At 59.6% G+C, this 24,685-nt stretch carries 18 protein-coding genes and 1 tRNA gene; 12 read left to right on the top strand and 7 right to left on the bottom strand.

What is annotated here, in order from left to right; genetic code table 11:
• Together KSX58_RS02825 and KSX58_RS02830 are read right to left on the bottom strand one after the other, a co-directional pair.
• Window positions 1-484: hypothetical protein (locus tag KSX58_RS02825; RefSeq protein ID WP_217752039.1), on the bottom strand; the 484-nt coding region annotated here is incomplete at its 3' end.
• Between the two features lie 25 nt (window positions 485-509).
• Complete coding sequence (locus tag KSX58_RS02830) at window positions 510-3,470, bottom strand: glycoside hydrolase family 3 protein (RefSeq protein WP_217735761.1); 2,961 nt, start codon at window positions 3,468-3,470, stop codon at window positions 510-512.
• A gap of 251 nt (window positions 3,471-3,721) precedes the next feature.
• Between KSX58_RS02830 and KSX58_RS02835 the strand changes: the two genes are divergently transcribed.
• From KSX58_RS02835 to KSX58_RS02865, 7 genes are all read left to right on the top strand, one after another.
• Window positions 3,722-5,776, top strand: coding sequence for a serine/threonine-protein kinase (locus tag KSX58_RS02835; protein WP_055309217.1), 2,055 nt, complete (start codon window positions 3,722-3,724; stop codon window positions 5,774-5,776).
• A 56-nt stretch (window positions 5,777-5,832) separates the two neighbouring features.
• Window positions 5,833-6,816, top strand: a complete 984-nt coding sequence (locus tag KSX58_RS02840) for a thioredoxin domain-containing protein (protein WP_003807126.1) — start codon at window positions 5,833-5,835, stop codon at window positions 6,814-6,816.
• 112 nt (window positions 6,817-6,928) lie between these two features.
• Window positions 6,929-7,002, top strand: a tRNA-Thr gene (locus tag KSX58_RS02845).
• A gap of 282 nt (window positions 7,003-7,284) precedes the next feature.
• On the top strand, window positions 7,285-8,808 hold the full coding sequence (locus KSX58_RS02850) for a G5 domain-containing protein (RefSeq protein WP_039776060.1): 1,524 nt from the start codon (window positions 7,285-7,287) through the stop codon (window positions 8,806-8,808).
• A 66-nt stretch (window positions 8,809-8,874) separates the two neighbouring features.
• Window positions 8,875-9,786 (top strand): 16S rRNA (adenine(1518)-N(6)/adenine(1519)-N(6))-dimethyltransferase RsmA, encoded by a 912-nt coding sequence (gene rsmA / locus KSX58_RS02855; RefSeq protein ID WP_085392686.1) that lies wholly within the window; start codon window positions 8,875-8,877, stop codon window positions 9,784-9,786.
• A complete protein-coding gene (locus KSX58_RS02860; RefSeq protein ID WP_021912893.1) occupies window positions 9,783-10,709 on the top strand; it encodes a 4-(cytidine 5'-diphospho)-2-C-methyl-D-erythritol kinase in 927 nt (308 codons plus the stop codon). Before rsmA ends, KSX58_RS02860 begins: the two co-directional genes overlap by 4 nt.
• A 61-nt stretch (window positions 10,710-10,770) precedes the next feature.
• Window positions 10,771-11,403 (top strand): LytR C-terminal domain-containing protein, encoded by a 633-nt coding sequence (locus KSX58_RS02865; protein WP_021912892.1) that lies wholly within the window; start codon window positions 10,771-10,773, stop codon window positions 11,401-11,403.
• A 130-nt stretch (window positions 11,404-11,533) separates the two neighbouring features.
• On the opposite strand, the gene KSX58_RS02870 is transcribed toward KSX58_RS02865, so the two are convergent.
• A complete protein-coding gene (locus tag KSX58_RS02870; RefSeq protein ID WP_021912891.1) occupies window positions 11,534-12,952 on the bottom strand; it encodes a CCA tRNA nucleotidyltransferase in 1,419 nt (472 codons plus the stop codon).
• Between the two features lie 84 nt (window positions 12,953-13,036).
• On the opposite strand from KSX58_RS02870, the gene KSX58_RS02875 reads away from it, so the two are divergent.
• From KSX58_RS02875 to trxB, 5 genes are all read left to right on the top strand, one after another.
• Entirely contained in the window at window positions 13,037-13,714 is a 678-nt protein-coding gene (locus KSX58_RS02875) for an NUDIX hydrolase (RefSeq protein ID WP_021912890.1), read from the top strand.
• Window positions 13,715-13,800: 86 nt separating this feature from the next.
• Window positions 13,801-15,837, top strand: a complete 2,037-nt coding sequence (locus KSX58_RS02880; protein WP_237976386.1) for a DUF6049 family protein — start codon at window positions 13,801-13,803, stop codon at window positions 15,835-15,837.
• Entirely contained in the window at window positions 15,834-17,573 is a 1,740-nt protein-coding gene (murJ, locus tag KSX58_RS02885) for a murein biosynthesis integral membrane protein MurJ (protein WP_003807145.1), read from the top strand. The genes KSX58_RS02880 and murJ overlap by 4 nt, the downstream gene beginning before the upstream one ends.
• A 40-nt stretch (window positions 17,574-17,613) precedes the next feature.
• Entirely contained in the window at window positions 17,614-19,641 is a 2,028-nt protein-coding gene (locus KSX58_RS02890) for a hypothetical protein (protein ID WP_217735764.1), read from the top strand.
• Between the two features lie 171 nt (window positions 19,642-19,812).
• Complete coding sequence (gene trxB, locus KSX58_RS02895) at window positions 19,813-20,754, top strand: thioredoxin-disulfide reductase (RefSeq protein ID WP_085392687.1); 942 nt, start codon at window positions 19,813-19,815, stop codon at window positions 20,752-20,754.
• Between the two features lie 54 nt (window positions 20,755-20,808).
• Here trxB and KSX58_RS02900 read toward each other — a convergent pair whose 3' ends face one another.
• From KSX58_RS02900 to KSX58_RS02915, 4 genes are all read right to left on the bottom strand, one after another.
• The gene (locus KSX58_RS02900; RefSeq protein ID WP_085392688.1) at window positions 20,809-22,095 is read right to left on the bottom strand and encodes a ParB/RepB/Spo0J family partition protein; all 1,287 of its coding nucleotides are present in this window, start codon (window positions 22,093-22,095) and stop codon (window positions 20,809-20,811) included.
• Between the two features lie 2 nt (window positions 22,096-22,097).
• Window positions 22,098-23,078 carry a ParA family protein gene (locus KSX58_RS02905; protein WP_223895891.1) on the bottom strand — a complete coding sequence of 327 codons (981 nt, stop codon included), beginning with the start codon at window positions 23,076-23,078 and terminating at the stop codon, window positions 22,098-22,100.
• A 242-nt stretch (window positions 23,079-23,320) separates the two neighbouring features.
• Entirely contained in the window at window positions 23,321-24,055 is a 735-nt protein-coding gene (gene rsmG / locus KSX58_RS02910; RefSeq protein ID WP_085345629.1) for a 16S rRNA (guanine(527)-N(7))-methyltransferase RsmG, read from the bottom strand.
• Window positions 24,056-24,133: 78 nt separating this feature from the next.
• A complete protein-coding gene (locus tag KSX58_RS02915; protein ID WP_011743917.1) occupies window positions 24,134-24,661 on the bottom strand; it encodes a R3H domain-containing nucleic acid-binding protein in 528 nt (175 codons plus the stop codon).
• Window positions 24,662-24,685: the final 24 nt, after the last annotated feature.

The following is a 24,685-nucleotide window of genomic DNA, read 5'->3' on the forward strand; positions in this document are numbered from 1 at the left end:
TTGAGTTCTCAAACCACCACCACTCACCCACCTCGCAATCCGGAACCATCCGGACCACTCGCTGAGCGGCAGCAAGAGATAAACTTACAGCACGATCGCGATCCGCGCAACCCGGGCCGCATGAACAACGCGTGAACCGTTGGAAATCCAACGTTCCATCGGCGTGTCGAAAACGAGCCAAACGCGACCTGAAACCGTCGATGACACCATCATAGGACGCTAAAACCACGGCCAGGTGAACGCGAAAACAACAACCCACGGCGTGTCGGAATCGCAAAGCCAAATGCGGATGAAGCGAAGACGCGAACAATGCAGCCATCTGCGCTATGACCGCGATATGAGATCCATAGCCTGACAACCGCACCAATGCAATATCAGGAAATACAGCGCCAAGAAAAAGCAGCACACGGATCCGAACGAAGGCAATGAGATACAAAAGCCGGGAGGCTCCATGTTCCACGGAGACTCCCGGCTTGGTATTCAATTATTGGTTTTCAGTTATCAGCCAATCACTCGGCCTGAGCGGGCTCTGCAGCCGGCTCAATCGTGGCGACGGCCTTCTTGCGGCTCAGGTAGCGCTTGATGGTCAGGAACTCCAGACCGATCACGAGCACCGCAACCACGCCCCAAGCCACGTACATGGCGGTCTTCCAGATCGGGGTGGCGACCTTCGGCTCGCCATTCGCGTACTGCCAGCTGTTGGCGGCCGTGTACAGGATGTTGTGCGCGGCCTGACGCATGGCCTTCACGGAAGTGGCGGACTTATCGGTGATGTGGTTGGTGATCTTGGTGGTGGCAAGCATCGAATCGTTGCCCGCACGCACTTCCTGATCGGCGTTCTGGTAGCCGTAGCCGCCGAAGTAATCGGTCAGGACGAAGCCTTTGAAGCCCCACTCGTCACGCAGCACGGTCTGCAGCAGGTTGCTGGAAGCGCCGGCGTAGGTGTAGCCGATGTAGTTGAAGGAGCTCATCACGGCCTGGGCGCCGCCTTCCTTCACGCTCATCTCGAACGGCTTCAGATAGGTTTCACGGATGGACTGCTCGTTGGCCCACGTGCACACCATGTTGGTGCGGTTGGTCTCCTGGTCGTTGAGTGCGAAGTGCTTCATGAAGGAGTACACGCCCTTGGACTTGGCGCCGGCGATTTCGTTGGAGGCCATCGCACCGGAGAGCAGGGAGTCCTCGGAGAAGTACTCGAAGGTACGACCGGAGAATGCCGAACGGTGGATGTTCATGGCCGGAGCGTACCAACCAGCCACGTGCATGTCGTGAGCCATGTCGCCGATCATCTCACCGAACTGCTTGGCGAGATCACGGTTCCAGGTGCAGGCGAACGCGGTGGAGGCCGGGAAGCCGATGGAGCCAACACCGGTGAAGTTGTTGTTCAGCGAGGCCGGGCCGTCGGCGTCGGTCAGCTGGATCTTGCCGACGGACTTCACAGCCGGAGTGCCGTAACCACCATTGGCGATCAGGTTGTCCATATCGTCGAAGGTGAGCTGGTCGAGCAGCTTGTCCCAATCGGCGTCGTCATAATCCTTGCCATACATCTGGTACAGCTTCAGGCCATTCTTGGCACCGGTGGTCGGCATCTCGTCCGAATCGTTGTCATACTTCTTCGGATCGTAGTTGCTGTTGTTGGTGAACTCGGCCTTGGCTTCGTCGCTCATCGAGAAGTTGGTCGGAGCGGCGGTGGCCTTGGCATAGTTCGCGAAGTGGCCCGCGCGAGACAGGTACGTCACGTCGCCGGCGGCGTAATCGAACTCGTTGGTGGCGGCCACGGCATCGCCGTTATGGGTGTTCGAGTCGGAATTGTAGGTGACGGTGTCCTTCACGGTGACCTTCTGATGGTCGATCACGTGGTGCGAATCGGACTGGATGGAGATGTCGTAATCGCCCTGCTCCAGCACGTACGCCTTAGCGTCCTTCTGGTCGTAGGAGGCCATGTCGTCATCGTCGAACTCGATCTTCACGGTCTGGGAAGCGCCCGGCTCGAGCTTCTTGGTCTTTTCGAACGCAACCAGGTTCTTGGATGCCTTCTCGATGCCGCCATCGGTGTACGGCGGGTTGTAGTAGACCTCGACCACGTCCTTGCCGGCCTTATCGCCGGTGTTGGTGACGGTCACATCGAACGAGATCTTGCCGTTCTTGTAGGAGACCTTGCCCATCTCCTGCTTGAACGTCGTGTAGGACAGGCCGTAGCCGAACGGGAACATGACGGTGTCGTCGTAGTTGATCAGACCTTCGTCGGCGGCGGTCTCATAGAACTTGTAGCCAACGTAGATGCCTTCGACGTAGTTGACGAACGTCGGGGTCACCGTGACCTTGTCGCCACTGAAGCCCATGTAGGAAGCAGTGAGATCATCCGCATTGTCGTAAGTGAACTTGCCGTTCGTGCCGACGGACGAAGCGTTGCCGGCGGCGGTGCCATCGGTGTTGTTGAACACAGCGGTCTTGGTCAGGTCCTTCGCGAACGTGTCGGAGGTCTTGCCGGACGGATTCACATCGCCGGCGAGCACCTCACCCAGTGCGGAGAAGCCGGTCTGGCCGGCCGGCGGGCACCACAGCACGGACTTGATCTGCGGATACTGGGACAGGAAGTCGAACTGGAACGCGTTGGCGCCGTTGTAGACGAGCGTCACCTTCTTGAAGTTCTTGGTGACCAGGTCGATCATGTCGCGCTCGGTCTGGGACAGCTGCAGGAAGTGCTCGCCATCCTTGAAATCTTCGTAGTCCTTGGAATTGTTGTTGTAGGTGATGCCCTTCGCCTTCATGTTCGTCGGCAGGTCAGCGCCTTCGCCGCCGACGCGGGTGATGGTGATGACGGCTTCGTCGGAGAAGTCCTTGGCGTCGGAGATCAGCTTGTCGGAATACTGCTTGGCCGGAACCTCAGGCAGGGTCCAATCCTGCGACCACATAGCCACCATCGGGCGGTCCTTGCGGTAGTCGGTGTACAGCTTGGTCAGCTCGGAATTGGTTTCGATGCCGGCCTGCTTCATGCCGTCAAGCATGGAAACGGTCTCGTACTGGTCGGACATGGAGCCGGAGCCGGTGCCGCCGTAAACCGGGTTGGTGGAGCCCCAACCGAACACGTTGACCTTCTTGTTGGACAGCGGCAGGTTGGAATCGTCGTTCTTCAGCATGGTGATGGCTTCCGACTGCACTTCCTTGGCCAGCTCGTTGGCTTTGGAAACGGTGGTGTCGGACAGCATGTACTTGGTGGTGGTCGCGTTGTTGAGCAGCGTGGAAAGCGGGCCGGTCAGCATCATGGACACGGCCACGACGATGCCGACAAGCGCCACCAGCCAGGATTCGGAATGGACGATCTTACGGGTCGCCACGTCCTTGACCGTCTTCTTGTTGACGGCAAAAGTGATAATCAGCGCGAGCGCGAACAGCACGCCAATCGCAATAAGGTACGGCGTCAATGAGCCGATGACGTTCATAACGTCAGCCATGTTGATTTGCAGCATGGTCTGCCTCCTCCTTGATTCTCATAACCAAACGACACGTAGGCTCCGATGCCTTTATCGGAACCGCGAAACCATTCAACACTGCCCCGCATCTCATGGTTTCGGTGAAGTGGCTGCAGATGCGTGCGGCAAGTGAAGACACTTCTTCATGTCGATGATTCGATTTCATCAGACTTCAACGTGCGGCACATGGCGTTTTCCCCAGCCTGTCAATTCGCGTGCATAATCTGCACGCCAAGTACGATGGAAGTATGAGCGACTTAAGCGCATTGAATCTGGAAGCAGGCAGCCTGGTTGGCGGCTACACATTGATTTCCCGGCTTGGTTCGGGTGCCATGGGCTCGGTATGGCGTGTGCGGGACGATGGCGGCCATCAATATGCGATGAAGATTTTGCGCGATTCCCTCTCCGACGACGATTCCCCGCAGCAGCAGCGCGACGAGTTGACCGCACGCGAGCGCCTGCGCAGGGAGGCGATGGCGTTGCAGAAGGTGCGGCATCCGGGCGTGTGCGGCATTGTGGATATGGAACTTGACGACGCGTTGGCTTTTATTGTGACCGAGTTGATCGAAGGCAAGAATCTGCGTGAGGATGTGCGCGTCAATGGCCGATATGTGGGCGACGATTTGGAACGGCTGGCACGCAAGCTGATTGAGGCGGTGCGTGCCGTGCATGCGGCCGGCATCGTGCACCGCGATATCAAGCCGACGAATGTGATGGTGTCGAGCACCGGCCCGGTATTGGTGGATTTCGGCATCGCTATGGGCGAAGGCGAAAGCCATGTGACGCGTACCGGTCTGGTGATGGGCACGCCGGGGTTCATCGCGCCGGAAATCATTGATGGCGCGGAATCGGATGAAATGACCGATTGGTGGTCGGTGGCGAGCGTATTGGCGTTCGCCGCTACGGGTGAGCCGGTGTTCGGCACGAAGCCGATGATGACCGTGTTGGAACGTGCGGCGGCAGGCAGCGCCAATCTTGCGGGACTTCCTGCGGGCACGATGGCCGCGTTCCGTTCGGCGCTTAATCCGGATCGGACGAAGCGGTGCACGCCGGACGATTTGCTGCAGGCGATCGCCGTGGATGCGTTGAATCCGCAGGCGTGGGTTGCGGCCGACAATGGTGGCGCAGCGGATGGCGATACGGAGGCGATGCCCCCTTTTGTTGAATCGCCCGACAATCCGCGCACGTTGTGGCGATTGCAGGACGACATAACCGGCGAAAACGCCATCAGCACGCGCACGATGCCAAGGCTCAGCGAAGCAACGCAGGCGATCGGGCAGCCCGATGTGAGCGCAACTCAAGTAATCGGGAAACAAGTGACCAGCCAATCCGACGCGAGCGCAACGCAGGTGATCGCACCTGTTGACGATGCCGAGACCAGTGTGCTTTCCGACGCACTTCCCAACGTGGACAACACGCGCACGATGCCGCAATCGCAAGGCACGCGGGCGATGCCGACAGGCACGCAGGTAATGCCGCAATCCATGCCGTCAACACAAATGCTGCCGGCCCAGAACGCATGGAATCCAGCGGAAGCGCCGACGCAAGTCGACCCGACCATCAAACCCGCGTTGCAACGCATCGCCATGCGGCAGCCACCGTCCGTCATACCGCAGGCCACGGTGGCCGCGGCGCAGCAATCGCCCGCAATGTCATTCCCGCCGGTACCCGGTATGGATGGGCCGAACGTTGCGGAAGCACCCAATCCCGCCGATGTGAAGCGTGGCGCGATGTTGGGCCGGGGCATGCTCCCCTGCGCGCTGATGGCGATTCCCGTGGCCGTCTGCGGACTGTTCTCACTGTGGACGGCGATGGCAGCCGCGTTGCTGTTCGCCTGTGCGCTGGCCACCATCGGATTCAACACGGAGGCGCAGCTCGAGCGCGAAGGCAAACGTGGCGGCGAGAAGAAAAGTTCCGACTGGCTGCTGCGATTGGCGGGACTGCCCTGGCACATCGTGAAGGGCTTCGGCGTCGCCATCGTGCGGACGCTGATCATGTTGGCCGTGGCCGCGCTGGGTTTGTCGCTCACCACGGTCGTGCTGCAGCTTCCGTATGCCGTGATGGATACGTGGATATTTGGATTGACGATTCCGATGCCGACGCTGCTTGGCGGTCCGCTTTCCGAAAGCGGGCTGGCGCAGGCTGCGTTCTGCGCGATCGGCTGGCTTGTGGCCGTGGCCGCTCCGGGCGCGATCGTACTGCGATTGGGCGGCGGCGCACTGCGTAAACAGCCGTATCTGCGCCACTTGAGCGAGCTGCCGACGCAATCGCAAGGCAATACGGAATTCCCGGCGAATCGATAGCAAGGCATCGCTAGTATGGTGCCCAGCATAACAACGTGAGGTCGAAAGGAATATCGATGGCCCAGAACAGCAAGGATGCGCAGAAGCGTACCAGCCGCGCCGAGCGTAGGGCCGCTGAGGCCGCAGCGATGAAGGCGCGCGCCGAGCAGATGGAGAAGGAACGCAAGCAGCAGACGATCATCGGCGGCATCGTGGTGGCGGTGCTGGTGATTCTGGTGGCGATCGGCGCGTTCACCGTGTACCACAACATGCATAAGAAGGCCGAAACGAAGGCTTCCACCGAAACCGTGCAGGAAGCGTACACGGCGTTGCAGAAAGTGAAGAACACTCCGAAGCTCGTCGATAAGAAGGGCGGCCTGCTGATTTCCAAGAACGGCTACGGCAAGGCTGTGGAGGGCGCGCCGACCGTCGAGCTCTACATGGATTTCCTGTGCCCGGGCTGCGGCAACCTGCACCGCCAGTTGGACGCCGACCTGCAGAAGATGGTCGATGCCGGCCAGATCAATCTGGACCTGCATTTCATGGCGTTCATGGACCGTTGGTCCACCGACGAGTATTCCAGTCGCGCGGCGAACGCGGCCATCTACCTGGCCGAGCATGACAGCGACCCGAACCATCTGATCTCCTTCCTGGAGAAGGTCTACGCCGAGGATTTCCAGCCGGAGGAAGGCTCCGCATACAAGTCGGTGAGCGACGCCAAGATCAAGGAGCAGATGATCGCCGCGGGTGTTTCCAAGGATGTTGCGGACAAGGCGTTTGGCCGCGATTATCAGGAATGGCTTGATGCGATCGACACTTACACGCCGAAGCGTTCCGAACTGTGGCATCAGTCCGGCAGCTACAAGGGCAGCATGACCACGCCGACCGTGATCATCAACGGCAAGTATTGGGATATGGACCAGCTGACCACCGCCCAGACGACGGTTAAGGACGGTCTGTTGGAATCGATCGGCCTGAAGGACAGCGAAGTCGGCGTTGCCGGCAAGATGCCGTCCATCGGAGCCAAGAAGGGGCCGATTTCCGTCACCACGGGCGAATAACCCCTTACGGGCAGCCGGCGCGTCTCAACCCGCAATGCTAAGTTGACTGCGGTGGAAGCGCTGGTTATGCTATTCATCGTTCCTCTGTTGTTTTCATAGCAAAAGAGGACATGCCTCCTTAGCTCAGATGGCCAGAGCGGCCGCCTTGTAAGCGGCAGGTCGTCGGTTCGATCCCGACAGGAGGCTCGAACCCGTATGACGGGCTTGGACCTCTTACCATGGGTAAGTGCTCCAGAAGTCTTCCCCCAACTTGAGACTTCTGGCAAAGCGGACGAGACGTCCCCCAACCTGTCTCGTCCGACCGGGGGCAGGACATCCCCTTCTCTCCTGCCCCCTTTTTATTTTTTCGCTTTTCGCACCTGCTTTCAAAAATGTGGCGGTATGGATAAAACCATCGGAAAGCACGGCGACCGTTCCAGCTGAGCCGTTACAATAACGGCGTTGTAGGCAGCGCTGAAAAGAGGATAAATGACGAGAAGGTGGACCCCTCGGAGATTCGTGACGCTTCGTCGTGTCCGCGTCATGGCATGCGTGGCCTCATTGACTTTGACTTCGGCGTTGGCGTTTGGTGTGGGCGCGCGCAAATCCGTGGCGTTGACCGTCAATGGGGAGACCACCACGGTGACCACATATGCGATGAGCGTGGACCGTCTGCTGCAGGAGCAGGGCGTGAAAGTCAAAACGCACGACCTGGTGGAATCGACCAGCCCGACCAGCATGCTGAAGAACCATGATGTGGTGAACGTGCAGAGCGCATACCAGACCACCATCACCATCGACGGCCAGGAAGTGCCGTTCTGGACGGTCGCGTCCAGCGCCGAGCAGTTGCTGGACTTCTTCAACCAAAACGAAACCGAAGCGGCGAAAATCACCGTCAATATCAGCAACGTCTACAACAAGCTCACCGGCGGTCTCATCATCAACCAGAAGGGGCCCGTCACCGTCATCGCGGACGGGAAAAGCTCGGTGGCGCCGAACGGCAAGCTGCCCGCTGCCTCCATTCTTGACGCCAAAGGCATCACGTTGGGCAAGGAGGATCGCGTCAGTGTCGAAAAGGACGGCAAGACGACCATTCTGCGCGTCCGCCGCGTGACGCATGGTGAGGAGACCCGCACGAAGGAAGTGCCGTTCGGCACGCAGACCATCATCGACCCGAACCTGCAGCCGGGCGAAGTCACGGTACGGCAGGAAGGCGAAAACGGCGAAATCCAGCAGACGTACGCCGTCACCTACGTGGATGGCGTGAAGGAAAGCGAGACGCTGACCGGAGAGAAAACCACGAAAATCGCCATCGACAAAGTCATTGCGGTCGGACCGGAAAAAACTACGGACGATACCGACAAATCCGACAAATCCGACAACAGCGGCAACGGCAACAGCAACGGCGATAACGGCGATTCCGGCAAGACGGACGACGGCAAGAACGATTCGGGTAAGAACGACTCGAATAAGTCCGATTCGAATAAGTCCGATTCCGACAAAACCGATTCGAACAAGTCGGATTCCTCGGATAAGAACAATTCGAACAACAACTCGAATAACAATTCCAACAACACCGAGAAGGACGATCCGGCACCGACCCCCACACCAACCCCTGCACCGCAGCCGACTCCCGCACCCCAGCCCAAACCGCAGCCCACGCCGCAGCCGAGCAATCCTTCCGCAGGCTGCCGCTTGTACCATCCTTCCGCGGCACAGGCACAGGCCTACGCTTCCGGCGCGGCGGCGCAGCGCGGCTGGACCGGCCAGAACTGGACGGATCTGGTCAAACTCTGGAATCGCGAATCCGGATGGAGCTGGAGCGCGGAAAACGTGTATTCGGGCGCATACGGTATTCCACAAGCGTTGCCGGGCAGCAAAATGGCCACGTTCGGCGCGAATTGGAAGGACGATGCCGCCGTGCAGATCGACTGGGGTCTGAGCTACATCGCACAGCGGTACGGCAGCCCGTCCGCGGCGTGGCAGCACTCCGAACAGACCGGATGGTACTGATCCGGCTAATCGCCAACGATTTTCGTACCGGCATGAACGGATAATGAGGGAATGACAGAAGAGGGAATGACGGAAAACGTGAACGAGCATACGCAGGGCCATTTGCTGGGGGCGGCCGACATCCGACGCATCGCCGCCGACGCGGGTATCAGCCCAACGAAGAAATTCGGGCAGAATTTCGTGATTGATCCGGGAACCGTGCGTCGCATCGTGCGCGAGGCCGGCGTGACCGCCGACGACCATGTGCTGGAAGTCGGTCCCGGACTGGGTTCGCTGACGCTGGCGATTCTGGAAACCGGCGCCACGATGACGGCTGTGGAAATCGACCCGCCGGTCGCCGAACGCCTGCCGAAAACCATCGCCGAATTCATGCCGGACGCCGTGGACCGCTTCCGTGTGGTCAACCGCGACGCACTTACCGTCAATCCGGAGAATCTGCCCGATTTCAAGGATGACGATTCCTTCACGCTGGTGGCCAATCTGCCGTACAACGTGGCCACGCCGATTCTGCTCACCCTGTTGGAACGTTTCGACAATCTGGGCACCTTCCTGGTGATGGTGCAGAAGGAAGTGGCGGACCGTTTGAGCGAGAAGCCCGGTTCGAAGATCTACGGCACGCCGAGCGTGAAGCTCGCATGGTACGGCACCGCGGAACGCGTGGGCGTCATCGGCCGCAACGTGTTCTGGCCGGCCCCGAACGTCGATTCCGCGCTGGTGCTGTTCAAGCGCTACCCGGGCGGTCACGCCCCCGCCGCGGACAATGCGGACGGTTCCGTGGTGGATCGCGAAACCGTGTTCCGTTTGATCGACGCGGCTTTCGGGCAGCGCCGCAAGACCCTGCACGCCGCATTGAAGAAAATCGTGCCGTCCGAAGCGTTCGAGAAGGCCGGCATCGACCCGACCCGTCGTGGCGAGACGCTCACCATCGACGAATTCGTGGCGTTGGCACGCGCGTTGGATGAGGTGTTCGCGTCATGAGCACCATTGATTCGCCCGCCATCGGAACGGCCACCATCAACGCCGTGAGCGTGGACTGCCCGGCGAAAACGAATCTGACCCTGCATGTGGGCCCGTCGCATGCCGAATGGGGCGGCCGTCATGAACTCGACACCATCTATTGCGCGGTCGGCGTATACGACACCGTCACCGCCACGCGCAAAGCGCCGGGAAGCGGCTTCTCGCTGAATCTCGAGGGCGCGTATCTGGGCGACCTGGCCTCTTCCGGCAGCGATATGCGCCGCAACCATGCCGTGCTGGCATTGTTCGCCATGGCCGAAGCGAGCGGCCATGAGCCGGACGTGGCGTTGAACATCGACAAGCGCATCCCCGTCGGCGCGGGCATGGCCGGCGGTTCCGCCGATGCGGCGGCGACGATTCTGGCATTGAACACGTTGTGGGATCTCGATTGGCCGATCGAACGCCTGCAGGAAGTCGCGGCCACGCTGGGCGCGGACATGCCGTTCTGTCTGACCGGCGGTTACGCGCGCGGCACCGGTTTCGGCGAACGCATCGAACAGCTTGATGACGATGGCGATATCGTACGCGATCTTACGGAACGTGGGTTTACCGGCCATCTGCTGGTCGGCGCATACCGTGCGGAACTGCGCACGCCGGAAGTGTATGCCACATTCGATCAGATCGGTGCCGGCGATGGCGATGAGAACCACCTGCAGAAGGCGGCGGTCTCCCTGCATCCGCGTAGCGGACAGGCGATCGAGGAAGCCTTGCGTGCGGGAGCCAGCCAGGCGTTCGTCTCCGGTTCCGGCCCATCCGTCATCGCGTTCGTGCCGACGGAGGATGCGGCGGACGCCGTGCAGCGGGCATGGCAGGACAGCCGTTGCGTCGATCGCATCATCGCCACGAACGCCCCAGCCCGACCGATTGTGCATATCACCGCATGACACATATCACCGCATGACAGTAAAGTTGATGGCAATTGGTTTGTTCAAAAGGAATTCGTAAATGACCCAGGCTAACGACGAGCGCGCCGCGCGCAAAGAGTACATTCGCCGCCGTCAGAAGACGGTGTTCAGCATCGTCGGAGCCGTCATGGTGGTCGCCATGGTGGTGTCCCTGCTGTTCTTTTTCCATGTCGGAGGCCTGGGCAACGTCAAGTCGGCCGCCGTACAGCCGAACTACGGCCAGCAGGCACCGTGCCCCATCAAGGAAGCCGACGGCAGCAAGGCCAAGTATGTGGAGAATCGCAACATCACGCTGCGTGTGCTCAACGGCACGAAGTTCTCCGGCTTCGCCAAGGCGGTGAGCGACGCGTTGCAGAACCGCGAGTTCAACCCCCAGACGCCGGACAACTACACCAAGAAGGTGGATCGCACGATGATCGTCTTCGGCAAGAACGGCGTGAATCAGGCGTACACCGTGGCAAGCAATTTCACCGACGCCATGCTGGTTATGGACGACCGTCAGGACCAGCTGATCGACGTCATCGTGGGCGCCACATTCGACAATCTGCAGGATACGAAGAAGGTTCCCGCCGCAGGCAAGGCGATCACCGGCATCCAGGGCTGCGTCGCGGTGGACAAGATGACCGACCTGCCCAAGGCGCCCGAGCATGATGCGGTGAATCCGCAAAGCTGACCGCCAATCGAAATCGATATAGGCAATATGAAAAACCCGCGCTCCCCCAATCGGGAACGCGGGTTTTCGTATTCGAGCTGTTCCAAGCACACTGTTCCATGCATGCGGCGAAACCACCGCATGTCAATCGCTATTCGCTCTGCTCCTTGTACCAGCGTTCCAGCTCGGCAACGGCCACGTCACGCTCCACCGGACCGTTATCGAGGCGGTATTCCAGCATGTGCTTGTACGCCTTGCCGACCATCGGGCCTGGTTCGATACTTAGCAGCTGCATGATCTCGTCGCCGTTGAGGTCAGGACGGATCGCGTCGAAGTCTTCCTTTTCTTTCAGGTCGCGTACACGCTGTTCCATCTCGTCCATGGCCGCCGAGAACATCATGGCCTTGCGCTTGTTCTGCGTGGTCGTGTCGGCGCGCGTAAGGCGGTTCAGACGCTCGTACAGCGGGCCAGCGTCCTTGACGTAGCGGCGGACCGCGGAATCCGTCCACGGCTCCTCCACGTAGCCGTGGAAGCGCAGATGCAGGTTGACCAGCTCGCTGACGTCCTCGACCATGTGGTGGTCGAAATGCAGTGCCTTCAAACGCTTGCGTGTCATCTTCGCGCCGACGGCGTCATGACGGTGGAAGCTCACCTTGCCGCCCGCTTCGAAACGACGGGTCTTCGGCTTGCCGATGTCGTGCAGCAGAGCCGCCAGACGCAGCGTCAGGTCCGGGGCCGGCACCGGACCGTCGGGACCGGTTTCGAGGGCGACGGCGCGTTCGATGACGATCATGGTGTGTTCGAACACGTCCTTATGGCGATGGTGCTCGTCGATTTCCAGCTGCAGCGCGGGAATTTCCGGCAGCACGATGTCGGCAAGACCAGAATCGACCAACGCTTCGATGCCGGCGCGCGGGCGATCGGACAGCAGCAGCTTGACCAGTTCGTCGCGCACACGTTCGGCGGAGACGATTTCGATGCGATCGACCATGTCGGACAGCGCTTCGGCGGTTTCCGGCTCGATGCGGAAGCCGAGCTGCGCCACGAAACGCACGGCGCGCATCATGCGCAACGGATCGTCGTCGAACGACTGCCGCGGATCGACGGGGGTACGCAGCACGCCTTTGGCCAAATCGTTCGCACCGCCGAACGGATCGACGAATTCGAGTTCCGGAACACGCAACGCCATCGCGTTGACGGTGAAATCGCGGCGGGAAAGATCGCCTTCCAGCGTGTCGCCGTAATTGACTTCCGGCTTGCGCGAGTCGGGGTCGTACGTGTCGGAACGGTAGGTGGTCACCTCCACTTTCACCTCGGTGCCGTCCTCACGCCTGCGCATCGCGCCGAGCGTGCCGAATTTGCGGCCCATATCCCAGAAGCCATCATGCCCAAAACGGCGCAGAATATGCTCAAACTGCTCGGGACGCGCCGATGTGCAGAAATCCAAATCATGCGATTTGCGATGCAGCAGCAGGTCGCGGACAGGACCCCCGACCAGTGCCAGTTCATAGCCTTCCGCAGCAAACATACGTCCTAATTCAATGGCCTCTGGCCACACTTCGAAGTTCACGCCATACCTTTCAGCACCACAAGTTTTCCGTTTACCAGCATACCGTTACCCCACCTGCACACAGAATTGAGTATGGTTGGAATCATGATTACGCCCGCAGACCTTGCACGCATGCTTGCCCATGCTGCGGACGACCATGCCCAAAATCCGCTGGAACCGGACGAACTGCTGTACACATCGCAGTCGGTTTCGCTGCAGCAGCTGCAACAACTACAGCAATTGCAGCAGCGCACGATCATCACGCCGAGCGCGCCTACGCCGGCGATGATGCCGCGCCGGCGCACCGCGGATGGTCCGACCACGTTCGCATCGCTTGACGCGCAGGAGCTGCCGGTGGTGCGCGAGTATTCGGCGGGCGGGCTGGTGTTCGACGACAAGGGTCGCGTGGCGATCATCGCACGTCATTCACGCAGCGGGCATTTGGAATGGTGCCTGCCGAAGGGACATATCGAAAAAGGCGAAACGCCGCAGCAGACGGCCGTGCGCGAAGTGCATGAGGAAACCGGCATTCTGGGCGAGGTGGTCGATTCCATCGCCACCATCGACTATTGGTTCACCGGTACCAGCCAACGCGTGCACAAGCTGGTGCACCACTTCGCGTTGCGGCAGATCGGCGGCGAGCTGACCGTCGAAGGCGATCCCGACCATGAGGCCGAAGACGCCATTTGGGTGGATTTTGCTGATTTGGACGATGTGCTGAGCTATCCGAACGAACGGAAGATAGCATGGTTGTACGCAAGGAAACTCAACAGACAGGCGTAATAGTGAATCAATCCGCACAACGGCACGTTTCGCGTGGCCTTCGCGCGTTATCATCCATCCTCGCCATGGTATTGACCATGGCGTTGATGTTGTTATACGCACCCACGCCATCGGCAAGGGCCATGGAATCGACCACATCGGCGGAGTCGACGGACGGTATGTTGTCCATCAACTCTTCCACGGCCGTATTGACGGACACCTCCGGATACCATCTGAACGCCACGGTGACCAACACGACCGGACAGGAGATTCCCGCGGGAACGCTGACGCTGGCCATGAACGCCTTCTACACGTTCGTTTCGCGCAACGACATCCAGGATTGGTCTGAAGGCAACGGGCGAATCCCCACCCCGCAATCCGTGGGACAGGCCGATGTGCCCGCGTTGCAGCCGGGAGCCAGCGCCAACGTGAGCATCGACGCGGACGCCCATCAGGAATCGCTCGCGGCCATCAACTCTTGGGGGCCGAAGCCGGTGCTGCTGAGCTATTCCGCCAACGGAACCCCCCTTGCTCAATCGCATACGTTCGTGACGCGCACCGGCGCGGGACTCCACACGCCCAGCACGCCGGCGCTGCACATCACCGTCGCCCAGCCGCTGGCCGCCAACGGGTGGACCACCGACAGCAAGCTGCTTGGACAGCTGGTCGATGAAGGGGGTATTTCCTCCTCGAAACTGGCGAAAATCGCCATGCCCAGCAAGGATGACGACGCACGGCTCAAATCGTTGCAGCAGACCTTCGCCAAGCACGACATGCTGCAGGTCGTAGGAGATCCGACCTACCTGCAGGCGATGGCGATGCCAACGCGGGTCGACGGCATCACCCAGCCCGCATTGTTCGACATGACCGCCTACAGCGCCATGAACAACGCTCCGGCCTACAGCGCAGCCGGTATCAACGACCGTCAATGGTCCGCAGCCAAAGCCCGGAAAACCTATCAATCGGCATTGGGCGACAGCAACGCGGACATCACCGCATACGCGTGGCAGGGCAACGGCAATTGGACCCTACAAGCGTTGACGAAGGCCCGCCAGCAGGGGTACGGCACCGTCATCGCCACGCATGACTTCGAAGAGGACGATGCGGCTACCGTACGTACCGGCAAGACGGTGGTCTCCACCGATGCCGGGGACATCACCGTGCTTTCCGCGCAGAATGTGCTTTCCGGCCTGGCCCAAGGCAAGGCGACCAGTGACGATGCCAACGCCGACAGCGAGGGAACCACGGCCGGCAGATTGGCGCGATTCGTCGCGCAAAGCGCGTTCTACCAGATGGAACAGCCTTATGCGGAACGCAACCTGCTGGTCTGTCTGAACGAGGATTCCGACCCCAGTGTTGTGGACGCACTGATGAGCGACATCGAGCAGTCGCCGTGGCTGAACCTCACCGATCTCGCCACGTTGAAGGATGCCGACATCTCCGAAGATGCGGCCAGCATGTCAACCGACCTTCCCCAAACGGACGGCCTTACCGATGGCATGCGCAGCGACGTCCAGCAGACTCTGAGCGCGCTGGCGAACTCATCGAGCAACATCAAACGTTTCAATACGTCGATCCTCGTCAAGCCGAACGGAAAAGACGAATCCGACGTCAACACCTGGAGCAGGCAGCTGACGAACGCCCACACCATCATGGCCCTGCACGCGTTGGGCGGCGAGAGCCCTTCCAGAAGCACGATGGCGGAAGGCGCGAACCAGCTCGCGGCCCTGCTGATCAACGGTGTGGCGATCACGCCGACGGAAAGCGTGAACGTGGTCAGCGAAACCGCGAAAATGCCGGTGACCATCAGCAACAGCCACCCGTACCCGGTAAAGGTGAAGGTCTCGTCGCTGACCGATTCCATGCAGATCGTCACGTCCCGATTCGACACCGTGCAGGTGCCGCCCCACGGCGAGGCACAGGTGGCGTTCACCATCCGTGTGTCCACGTCCGGCACCGCCAACGCCACCATCAGCCTGTTCGACAGGAATGGTGCAGCGTTTGGAGCCACGCAGGTCACCCACATCACCAGCGCGCTGCAGATCAGCGACAAGAGCGGTTTCGTCATCATCGGCTTCGCCGTGCTCTTGGGCGCTGTGGGACTGTGGCGTCAATTCAACCGTAAGAAGGATCCCGACGAATGAGTTCTTCCGTTGGCCGTAACTCACTGATCATGGCCTCCGGTACCGCCGCTTCGCGCGTGACCGGCCAAATCCGCACCATCCTGCTTGCCTGGGCCTTGGGCACCACCGGCTATGCCGCCAACGCCTACCAGGCCGGTTCGATGATTCCGCAGGTCATCTACACACTGGTTTCCGGCGGCATCTTCAACGCGGTGCTTGTGCCGCAGATCGTGCGCACGCTGAAATCGAAGGACGCCGAAACCAAGCTCAACAAGCTCATCACCCTTGCCATCACCTTGTTGTTGGGTGTGACGCTGCTCATGGCCGTTGCCACGCCGTTGTTGACCAAACTGTATGTCAACGGCAGCGCCGAAACCATGGCCCTCGCCACCTCCTTCACCTTGTGGTGCATGCCCCAGATCTTCTTCTACGGCCTGTATACGGTGATCGGGCAGATTCTCGCGGCGAAGGACCATTTCGTCACGTATGCGTGGAGCTCGGTCGGCGCGAACATCATCAGCTGCATCGGTTTCGGCGCGTTCATCGCGATGTTCGGCAGGGCCACGGAACGTCCGCTGGACTTCTGGACGCCGACGAAAATCGCGCTGACCGCCGGCACTTGGACGCTTGGCGTGGCGTTCCAGGCGCTGGTGCTGTTCATTCCTTTGACGAGAATCGGCCTGAAATACCGTCCGAAATTCGGCGTTCACGGCATCGGACTGCGTTCGATGGGACCGGTCGCCGCGTGGAGCCTCGGCATCGTCGGCGTCGATCAGATCGTCAACATCATCGTCACCCGCGTGGCCACCAGCGCGCCGTTCAAGGCTTCGGAACAGCTGCATATGAGCCAGTTGGACGTGGCCGGCAACGCCTCGTATCAGAATGCGTACACCATCTACATGCTGCCGTATTCGCTGATCGCCGTGTCCATCGCCACTGCGATCTTCCCGAAAATATCGAAAGCCATCGCGGACCGCAATATCGACGAGGCGCGCAAGGATCTGAGCTCGGCCCTGCGTAATCTCAATCTCATCATGTGCTTCTTCGCAGCGGCGTTCATCGTGCTTCCGTTGCCGATCATCCTCGCACTGCTGCCGTCCATCAGCGTGCGTGAGGCGCTGCTCATCAGCGCGCCGCTCGCCGCTTTGGGCATCGGCCTGCCACTTTCCAGCTCGTATTTGGTCATCCAACGCACGTTCTACGCGTTCGAAGACGGCAAGCATCCGTTTATTTTCATGGCGATCACCATGGCCATCCAGGGTGGCGTCATCATCGCGTCGACGTTCATTCTGCCGCCCACGCAGTGGATCACCGTCATCGGATTGGCGATTTCGGTGAGCTTCATCCTGCCGTATCCGCTGCTTACGCACATGCTCCGCTCCCGTTTCGACGGCGATGTGGACGACAAGCGCATCATCACCGCCTATGCGAAGGCGCTGGTGGCCACGATAGCCGCCTGCGTGATTGGCCTGCTGTGCCGCAACGGCGTCTACCGGCTGGTCGGAGCGCATATCGGCCCCGACGACGGCACTATGAACTGGGGTCAGGCGGTTCTGTCCGCGATACTGCTCACCATCGTCATCGCCATCGTCTATCTGGCGTGCCTGTGGGCGCTGCGTGCCGAGGAGCTCACTTCGGTCGTGGGCATGCTCGCCGCCCGCATACCAGGGCTTGGCAACAAGCCTAAGTCTGGCGGAACGGCCAGCCCCAACGGTAAACTTGAGCAAAGTACCGCCGAAAACGGCGACCAAGAATAACAGCGTAGGTAGAACAATCGTTACAGAGTTGAAGGAAACCATGAAACCTCAACTGGGAGATACCATCAGCAACCGCTATGTGCTGGTTTCGCCATTGCGCGAGGAAACCGGCTTGCAGGTTTGGAAGGCAAGCGATCACGTGCTTGCCCGGGATTGCCAGCTTTTTATCGTCAACAACCGCAAGGCTTTGCAGGACGTCAATGCGACGGCCTCCATGCTGGCGATTTCCCACGACGCCCATTTCACGCAGGTGCTGCAGCTTCAGCACGTGGGCGAGGTGGCGTTGGTGATCACGCAGCTCGATGCCGGCATGTCGTTGAGCGAGTATCTCACGCAGTCCAGCAAGCCGCTGAGCTTCACCGCGATCCGTTCCATTCTTGGTGAGGTCGTCGAAGCCCTGCACGTGTTGCAGAAAGACAATCTCACGCATTTCTCGATCAGCACGGACACCGTGCGATTGACCCGCAACGGCATTGAAATCGCCGACGCGCCGGTAAGCATCATGCTGGCCGATACTTCGCGCGTGCAATCCGTGGGAAACCAGGAGCAGCTTGCGATTCGCCAGGTCGCTTCCCTGCTGTATTCCCTGCTGACACGCACGCCGTCGACGCTGTCCACGAACTACCATCTTGACGCGATTTCACCGAACGTGCCGATGGAGTTCCGCGTGATTTGCAAGCGTGGTCTGGATCTCAAGGAGAAGGACGGTTTCCCGACCGTTCCGATGGCCACCATCGCCGAATTGGAGGCGTTGCTGGGCGACTACGAGCCGCTGGCGAAGCTTAACGGCCCCGATATTGCGTTACCGTCCGCGGATTCGGAATGCTCGATTGTGAACGTGCCCCTGCTGCAGATTCTCGAGCAGGATGCCATCGCCTTGCCCGATACGCTGGCTGAAACCGGAAGCATTCCGGAAATGACGTTCGAAGCGCCTGAACCACACACTGATTTCTCCGACAGCAAGGAAGCCTTGGCCAAGGGTATGGCCGCGACCGGCGGTGCCGTGAAATCGCTGTGGAACAACAGCCGCGAACTACTCAGCGAAGAGGACCTCGACGGATCCTCCGAAGATGTGGATTCGCCGTTCTCCTTCCCCATCCGTGTTTCCACGCCGTCGCCGCAGGGCGATTATCATACGGACGATTCGCAATTGGAGAAGACCGGTCGCATTCCGGTGATCGGACCTGACGGACGGGTCATCGAGCCGGGCGAGGAATCCGCACGCGCGTTGAAGGCGGAGCAGGAAGCGATCGACGCGGCATATCAGAACGAAAACGGAGCCCCCGTTGCGGTGCCGCCGAGCTTTGCCCCTAAAGCCTCTTCCTCCAGTCCGGCCGAGGTCGCCAATGCCAAATTGTTCGGCAAGCTCACCACCAAGGTCGTGGCCATTGTGGTCGCGTTCATTGTGGTGGCCGTCGCATTGGGATTCGCCATTCATGGTTTGACCAAGAAGCCGGATGACGGCATCACCAATACGAATTCCAACAATCCGTGGCCGGAAATGAACCTTGACGACGTGCCTTTCGGCAATAATGGCGATTCCGGCAATGGCAGCAGCTCCGCCAGCGATGCAAACAACGATTCCAACGATGCCAACAGCTCCGACAACGGCAGCTCCGATTCCAGCAAGCCGAAGAAAACCACGAAGAAGAGCCATTCCGCCAAGAAGGACGTCGACAAGGTGGTGACTTCGGATAAGAAGGTGCGGAAGGTTCCGGAACCGAAGATGCCAGAGAACACGACTCCGTATGAGATCGACAACCGCCAGTTCCTGTCCAATCCGGACGGACAACAGGGTTACGGTTATTACCTCCACCTCAGCCAGCCCCAGAAAGCGTATCGCATGGTCATCAAGATCCGTTCTTCCGGCGGCCAGGGCTACATTCGCGTGAACGCCAAGTCCAGCCCGAACCAGGGTGAACAGGTCGCCCAGTTCGAGTTCGACGCCAGCGGCACCACCGAAATCAAGTTCAACAAGGCCGTGGAGACCCAGGACATCCTCTTGTGGGTGCCGTTCGACAGCCTTCCCGGCAACCAGCTGTACATCGATTCGGTGCAGATTTTCTGACGCATCGGCAGACAAGGAGGGTGTGCGGATTGTTCCGCACACCCTCCTTTTGTTTCACGTGAAACAACGTGACGGATAGCTGACTTTTTTGAACGCCTTTTTGACGCTTTTTTGAACGCCATCTGCAAAACCGCCCGCAACCGTCGTGGAAACTGCATTACAGTAGCAACCATGAATGATATGCGTGATGTGGTGATTATCGGTTCCGGCCCGGCTGGCTATACTGCCGCGATCTATCTTGGCCGCGCCGGCTTCGAGCCGCTGGTCGTCGCCGGCGCGCTGACGCCCGGCGGCCAGTTGGTCAACACCACCGAAGTGGAGAATTTCCCAGGCTTTCCCGATGGCATCATGGGTCCGGATCTGATGGACAATATGCGCAAGCAGGCGGAACGGTTCGGCACGCATATCGTTTGGGACGATGTTGTTTCGGTTGCTTCGAATGCCGATTCCGGCATCAAAACCGTCACCCTTGACGGCGGAGACGTGTACGACGCACGCGCGCTGGTCATCGCAACAGGCTCAAACTATCGTAAGCTGGGCGTGCCAGGCGAGACGGAATACGCAGGCAAAGGTGTCTCCTACTGCGCCACCTGCGATGGTTTCTTCTTCCGCAACAAGCCGATTGTGGTGGTCGGCGGCGGCGACAGCGCTTTCGAAGAAGCTGATTTCCTGTCCCGTTTCGGCTCGTCCGTCACCCTTATTCATAGGCGTTCCACGTTCCGTGCTTCCCGCATCATGGTGGAGCGTGCGCAACGCAATCCGAAAATCGATTTCATGCTTGACGCTGTGGTGCAGGAGATTCGCGGCGACGAGAACGGCGTACAGGAGGTGGAGGTGCGCAACACCGCCACCGAAAAGACCTCTGTAATCCCCGCTAACGGCGTTTTCATGGCGATTGGGCACACTCCTGCCACTGCTTTTCTTAACGGGCTTGTAGACGTCGATTCCGCCGGTTATATCACGGTCGATGGCGCCAGCACGCGTACCAGCGAACCCGGCGTTTTCGCCGCGGGAGACTGCGTGGATAGCGTCTATCGGCAGGCCATCAGCGCGGCGGGCATGGGGTGTCGCGCCGCGCTGGACGCGCAGGCTTATCTCGATTCGCTCAAGTAAGGCTCAAATCGTTCAAATCATTATCGCTCGCCGAGCTCGATTGGCTCGGTTCGTTCAGCTCTGCTGCTGCATAAGCAGGTCGACGATGCGTTTCATATCGTCTTCCGATTTGAACACGATTTCGATTCGCCCGTGCTTCTTCGATCCCTTGATGGAGACCTTGGTGCCGAAACGCCGCTCCAGACCAACCTGAACGGGGGTACCAGCCCACGGATTGAGCTTGCTGGCCTTCGGCTTCTTGGGCTGGTCGCTTTCGGCGGCCTTCATCGACACGATTTCCTCGGTGCTGCGTACGGACAGTCCCTCGGCGATGATGCGCGTGGCCAGCTGTTCCATATCCGCTTCCGTCGGCAGTCCCAGCAGCGCACGCGCGTGGCCCGCGGACAGCAGTCCGGATGCGACCTTCTTTTGCACGGCGGCCGGCAGGTTGAGCAATCGCAAGGTGTTGGCGATTTGCGGACGGGATTTTGACACCGACTTGGACAGTTGGGCCTGCGTCAGGCCGAAATCGTCGATCATCTGCTGGTAGGCAGCCGCCTCTTCCAGTGGATTCAGCGCGACGCGATGCAGGTTTTCCAGCAGTGCGTCACGTAGCATGTCGTCATCGGCGGTGGTTTTGACGATGGCCGGAATCGTTTTCAGGCCGGCGATCTGCGATGCGCGCCAACGACGTTCGCCCATGATGAGCTCGTACATGCTATCCATGCGCCCGTCGAACATGTTGTGCGGTTCGGCCGGTTTGGCTGCGGCTTCCCTGCGGGCGGCTTCGATTTGCGATTGCGGACGCTTGCGTACGACGATTGGCTGCAGTACGCCGACTTCCTTGATGGATTCGGCTAGCTCGCGCAGGTCGTCTTCATCGAAAATGGTACGTGGCTGATGCAGATTGGGACCGACGTCGCTCAAACGCAGTTCAACCAGATATCCACCCTGCACGGGAAGCAGTTCCGGTTCGTCCTTCTTATGTTCGGTCGGCGTGGTTTCACGTGAAACACTCCCCTGCTGCTCGCCCTGTTCGGAAGCTGGCTGAGCGGTGGAGCCGAAGAACATGTCCGCGGGATGCGCGCTTTCGTTCAACGAAATCGACGGCATGCTGGCACGACGATGCTGGTTTTTCTTGGTTGTTTCACGTGAAACAGCATGCTTCATCCCCTGCACGGCGTTCACCGATGCCTGTGCGGTAGCGGACGCGCTCTTGGATTCCACATGCCCATCAGTCTTGGAAGCCTTGACTTCCTTGGCGGCAGCGGCAGGCGCCGCATGCTCCTGATGCTGCGGCTCCCCCGGAAGAGAAGGAAACAGTGCGCCAAGACCTTTACCCAAACGCGACTTAGTTGCCATGATCAGTTCTCATTCCTTCTTGCATCGATTGCCTGCAGCACCGTATCGGAACGACGCGAAAGTTCCAGCGCGGCTTCGCAGTACGCGATCGCACCCATGCCCTTGGGGTCGTATGCGATCACGCTTTGGTTGAAGCTTGGCGCTTCGGAAATCTTCACCGTGCGCGGAATGGTGGTGTCGAGCACGATTGTCGGATAGTGCTTCTTCACTTCCCCATGCACTTCGCGGCTCAGCAGCGTGCGCTTGTCGTACATGGTGATGAGCATCGTGGAGACCAGCAGCGACGGATTGTAATGTTCCTGCACCAGTCCGATGGTGTTGATGAGCTGGCCCAAACCTTCCAAGGCGTAATACTCGGCCTGAATCGGAATCAGCATTTCGTGCACGGCGCACATGGCGTTGATCACCAGCAGACCCAGGCTCGGCGGGCAGTCGATGATCACGTAATCGTAATGCTCTTCGCTGGTGGCGAGGAACTCGTCCACCGCGTTCTTCAGCAGCGAGTTGCGATCCGCCATGTCGGCGACCTCAAGTTCGGCGCCACTCAAATCGATGGATGCGGGGACCACGTCGAGGTTGTCGAAATCAGGGCACGTGCACTTGACTTCCGCGATGCGCTTGCGTCCTTCGATGACGTCATACACCGAAGGCTGACCGGAGGCGTGCGGGGCACCCAATGCCGTGGAGGCGTTGCCCTGCGGATCCATATCAATAAGCAGGACCTTGCATCCGAAACGGGCCAGGGCCGCGGACAGGTTCACCGCGGATGTGGTTTTGCCGACGCCACCTTTCTGGTTGGCGACTGCGATCAGGCGCGTTTGGGCCGGCTTCGGGCAGACCGCATGCTCCAATGCCTTGTATCGCGTCGATTCATCAGCGATTTGCGCGCCTACGGGGGATGTCGAGCCTTCGAAGATTCGCTTGATGGTTTCCGTGGCGGATTCCATCGACGTCAAATTGTCTGGTTCTTCAGGTCCAGTCATGAACTAGCCTTCCTATACATATTCAACAATCAAGTTTCATCATTTGGGTGGACAGATTTTCACCTGTTCACGGCCATGTGCACCATTGTGAACAACGGTGGATAGTTGGTGGATAACTCATCCGACTACCCAAAAGTTATCCACAGAACAATCGTTGCAATTCCAAGCTCCTTCAAGATGCTTCGTAACACATTTCCGCGATTGTGGATACTGTGGATAACTCACGCGATTTTGTGGATAACTTATCGCTTGTCCACCATCAGCACATGCGTCGGTTCCAGACCCGGACCGACCTCGGCCTCCACCACGAGGGGATGGATACCGCCGTTTTTGGAGATCTCTTTGGTGGCCTTGACGATTTCCTCCTGCGCGGATCGTCCTTTCAGGGCAACCAGCCGTCCGCCTTTGTCCAGCAACGGCAGCGTCCATCCGGATAGTTTGGTCATCGGCGCGACCGCACGGCAGGTCACCACGGCAAACGGATGCCTGACCGGGATGGGATTTCCGTCGAGATCGACGGCATCCTCTCCCCTGCCCTTCCGGCCACCGTTCGAACCGCGGACGGCTTCGATTACGGCGTTGGCTCGGGAGCGCACTATCGAGACATTGTCCAATCCCATTTCGTCAACGCACTCATGAAGCCATTCGATACGGCGTTCCATCGGTTCCACCAAAGTGAACTGGTGGTCCGGCAGGCAGGCGGCCGCCACGATACCGGGGAATCCTCCACCACTGCCGATATCCGCCACCGTCTTGAATTGCCTCTTGGCCGTTGCTTCACGGATGAACGGTACGATGGCCGCGGAGTTCAGAATATGCCGTTCCCAAATAATGCCGACATCGCGTGGCCCTATCAGCCCGCGCGGCTCTCCTTCCGCAGCAAGTTTCACGTGAAACACCTTCAACTTGCCCAATGCATCGCCAAGCACTTCCTCAAGAATCGGCGACCCATCCAATTCGTCATTCACATCACTCATGCACACCATCCTAATCTACAGGCATCAAAAAAGCGCCGCGAGAAACTCGCGACGCTTCATGTTTCACGTGAAACTATTTCAGGCTTCGTCGATCTCGTCGGCGTCATCGGCTGCGGAAGCCTTGACGTACACCGTGACGTAACGATGCGGTTCTTCGCCATGGGACCGAGACTTCATGCCTTCCTCGCGCACCACATCATGGATGATCTTGCGTTCGAAGGAGTTCATCGGCTTCAGATCCACCGGCTCGCCAGTCTCGCGCGCCTCGTCGATGGCATCCAGCGCAAGGTCGTGCAGGCGCTGGCGCTTGCGCTTCAGATAGCCGTCCACGTCCACGATGAGGTGGGACCGCTCGCCGGTCTTCTGCTGTACGGCGAGTCGGGTGAGCTGCTGCAGGGCGTCCACGACTTCGCCGTTACGTCCGATCAGATGTTTGATGTCGGTGTCGTCGTCGGCAACGATCTGCACGGTCGGACGGTTGTTGCGCACGCCCATTTCGATATCGCCCTCGTAGTCGACGATGTCAAGCAATCCTTCAAGGTAATCGGCAGCGATGTCAGCTTCGTCATTGAGCTGATCGATGGTTTTCTCAGCATCCTGCGCCATGGTGTTTTACTCCTTTGAGCGGGG

This window comes from Bifidobacterium sp. MSK.17.10, assembly GCF_019129655.1.
Classification (GTDB): Bacteria; Actinomycetota; Actinomycetes; order Actinomycetales; family Bifidobacteriaceae; genus Bifidobacterium; species Bifidobacterium adolescentis.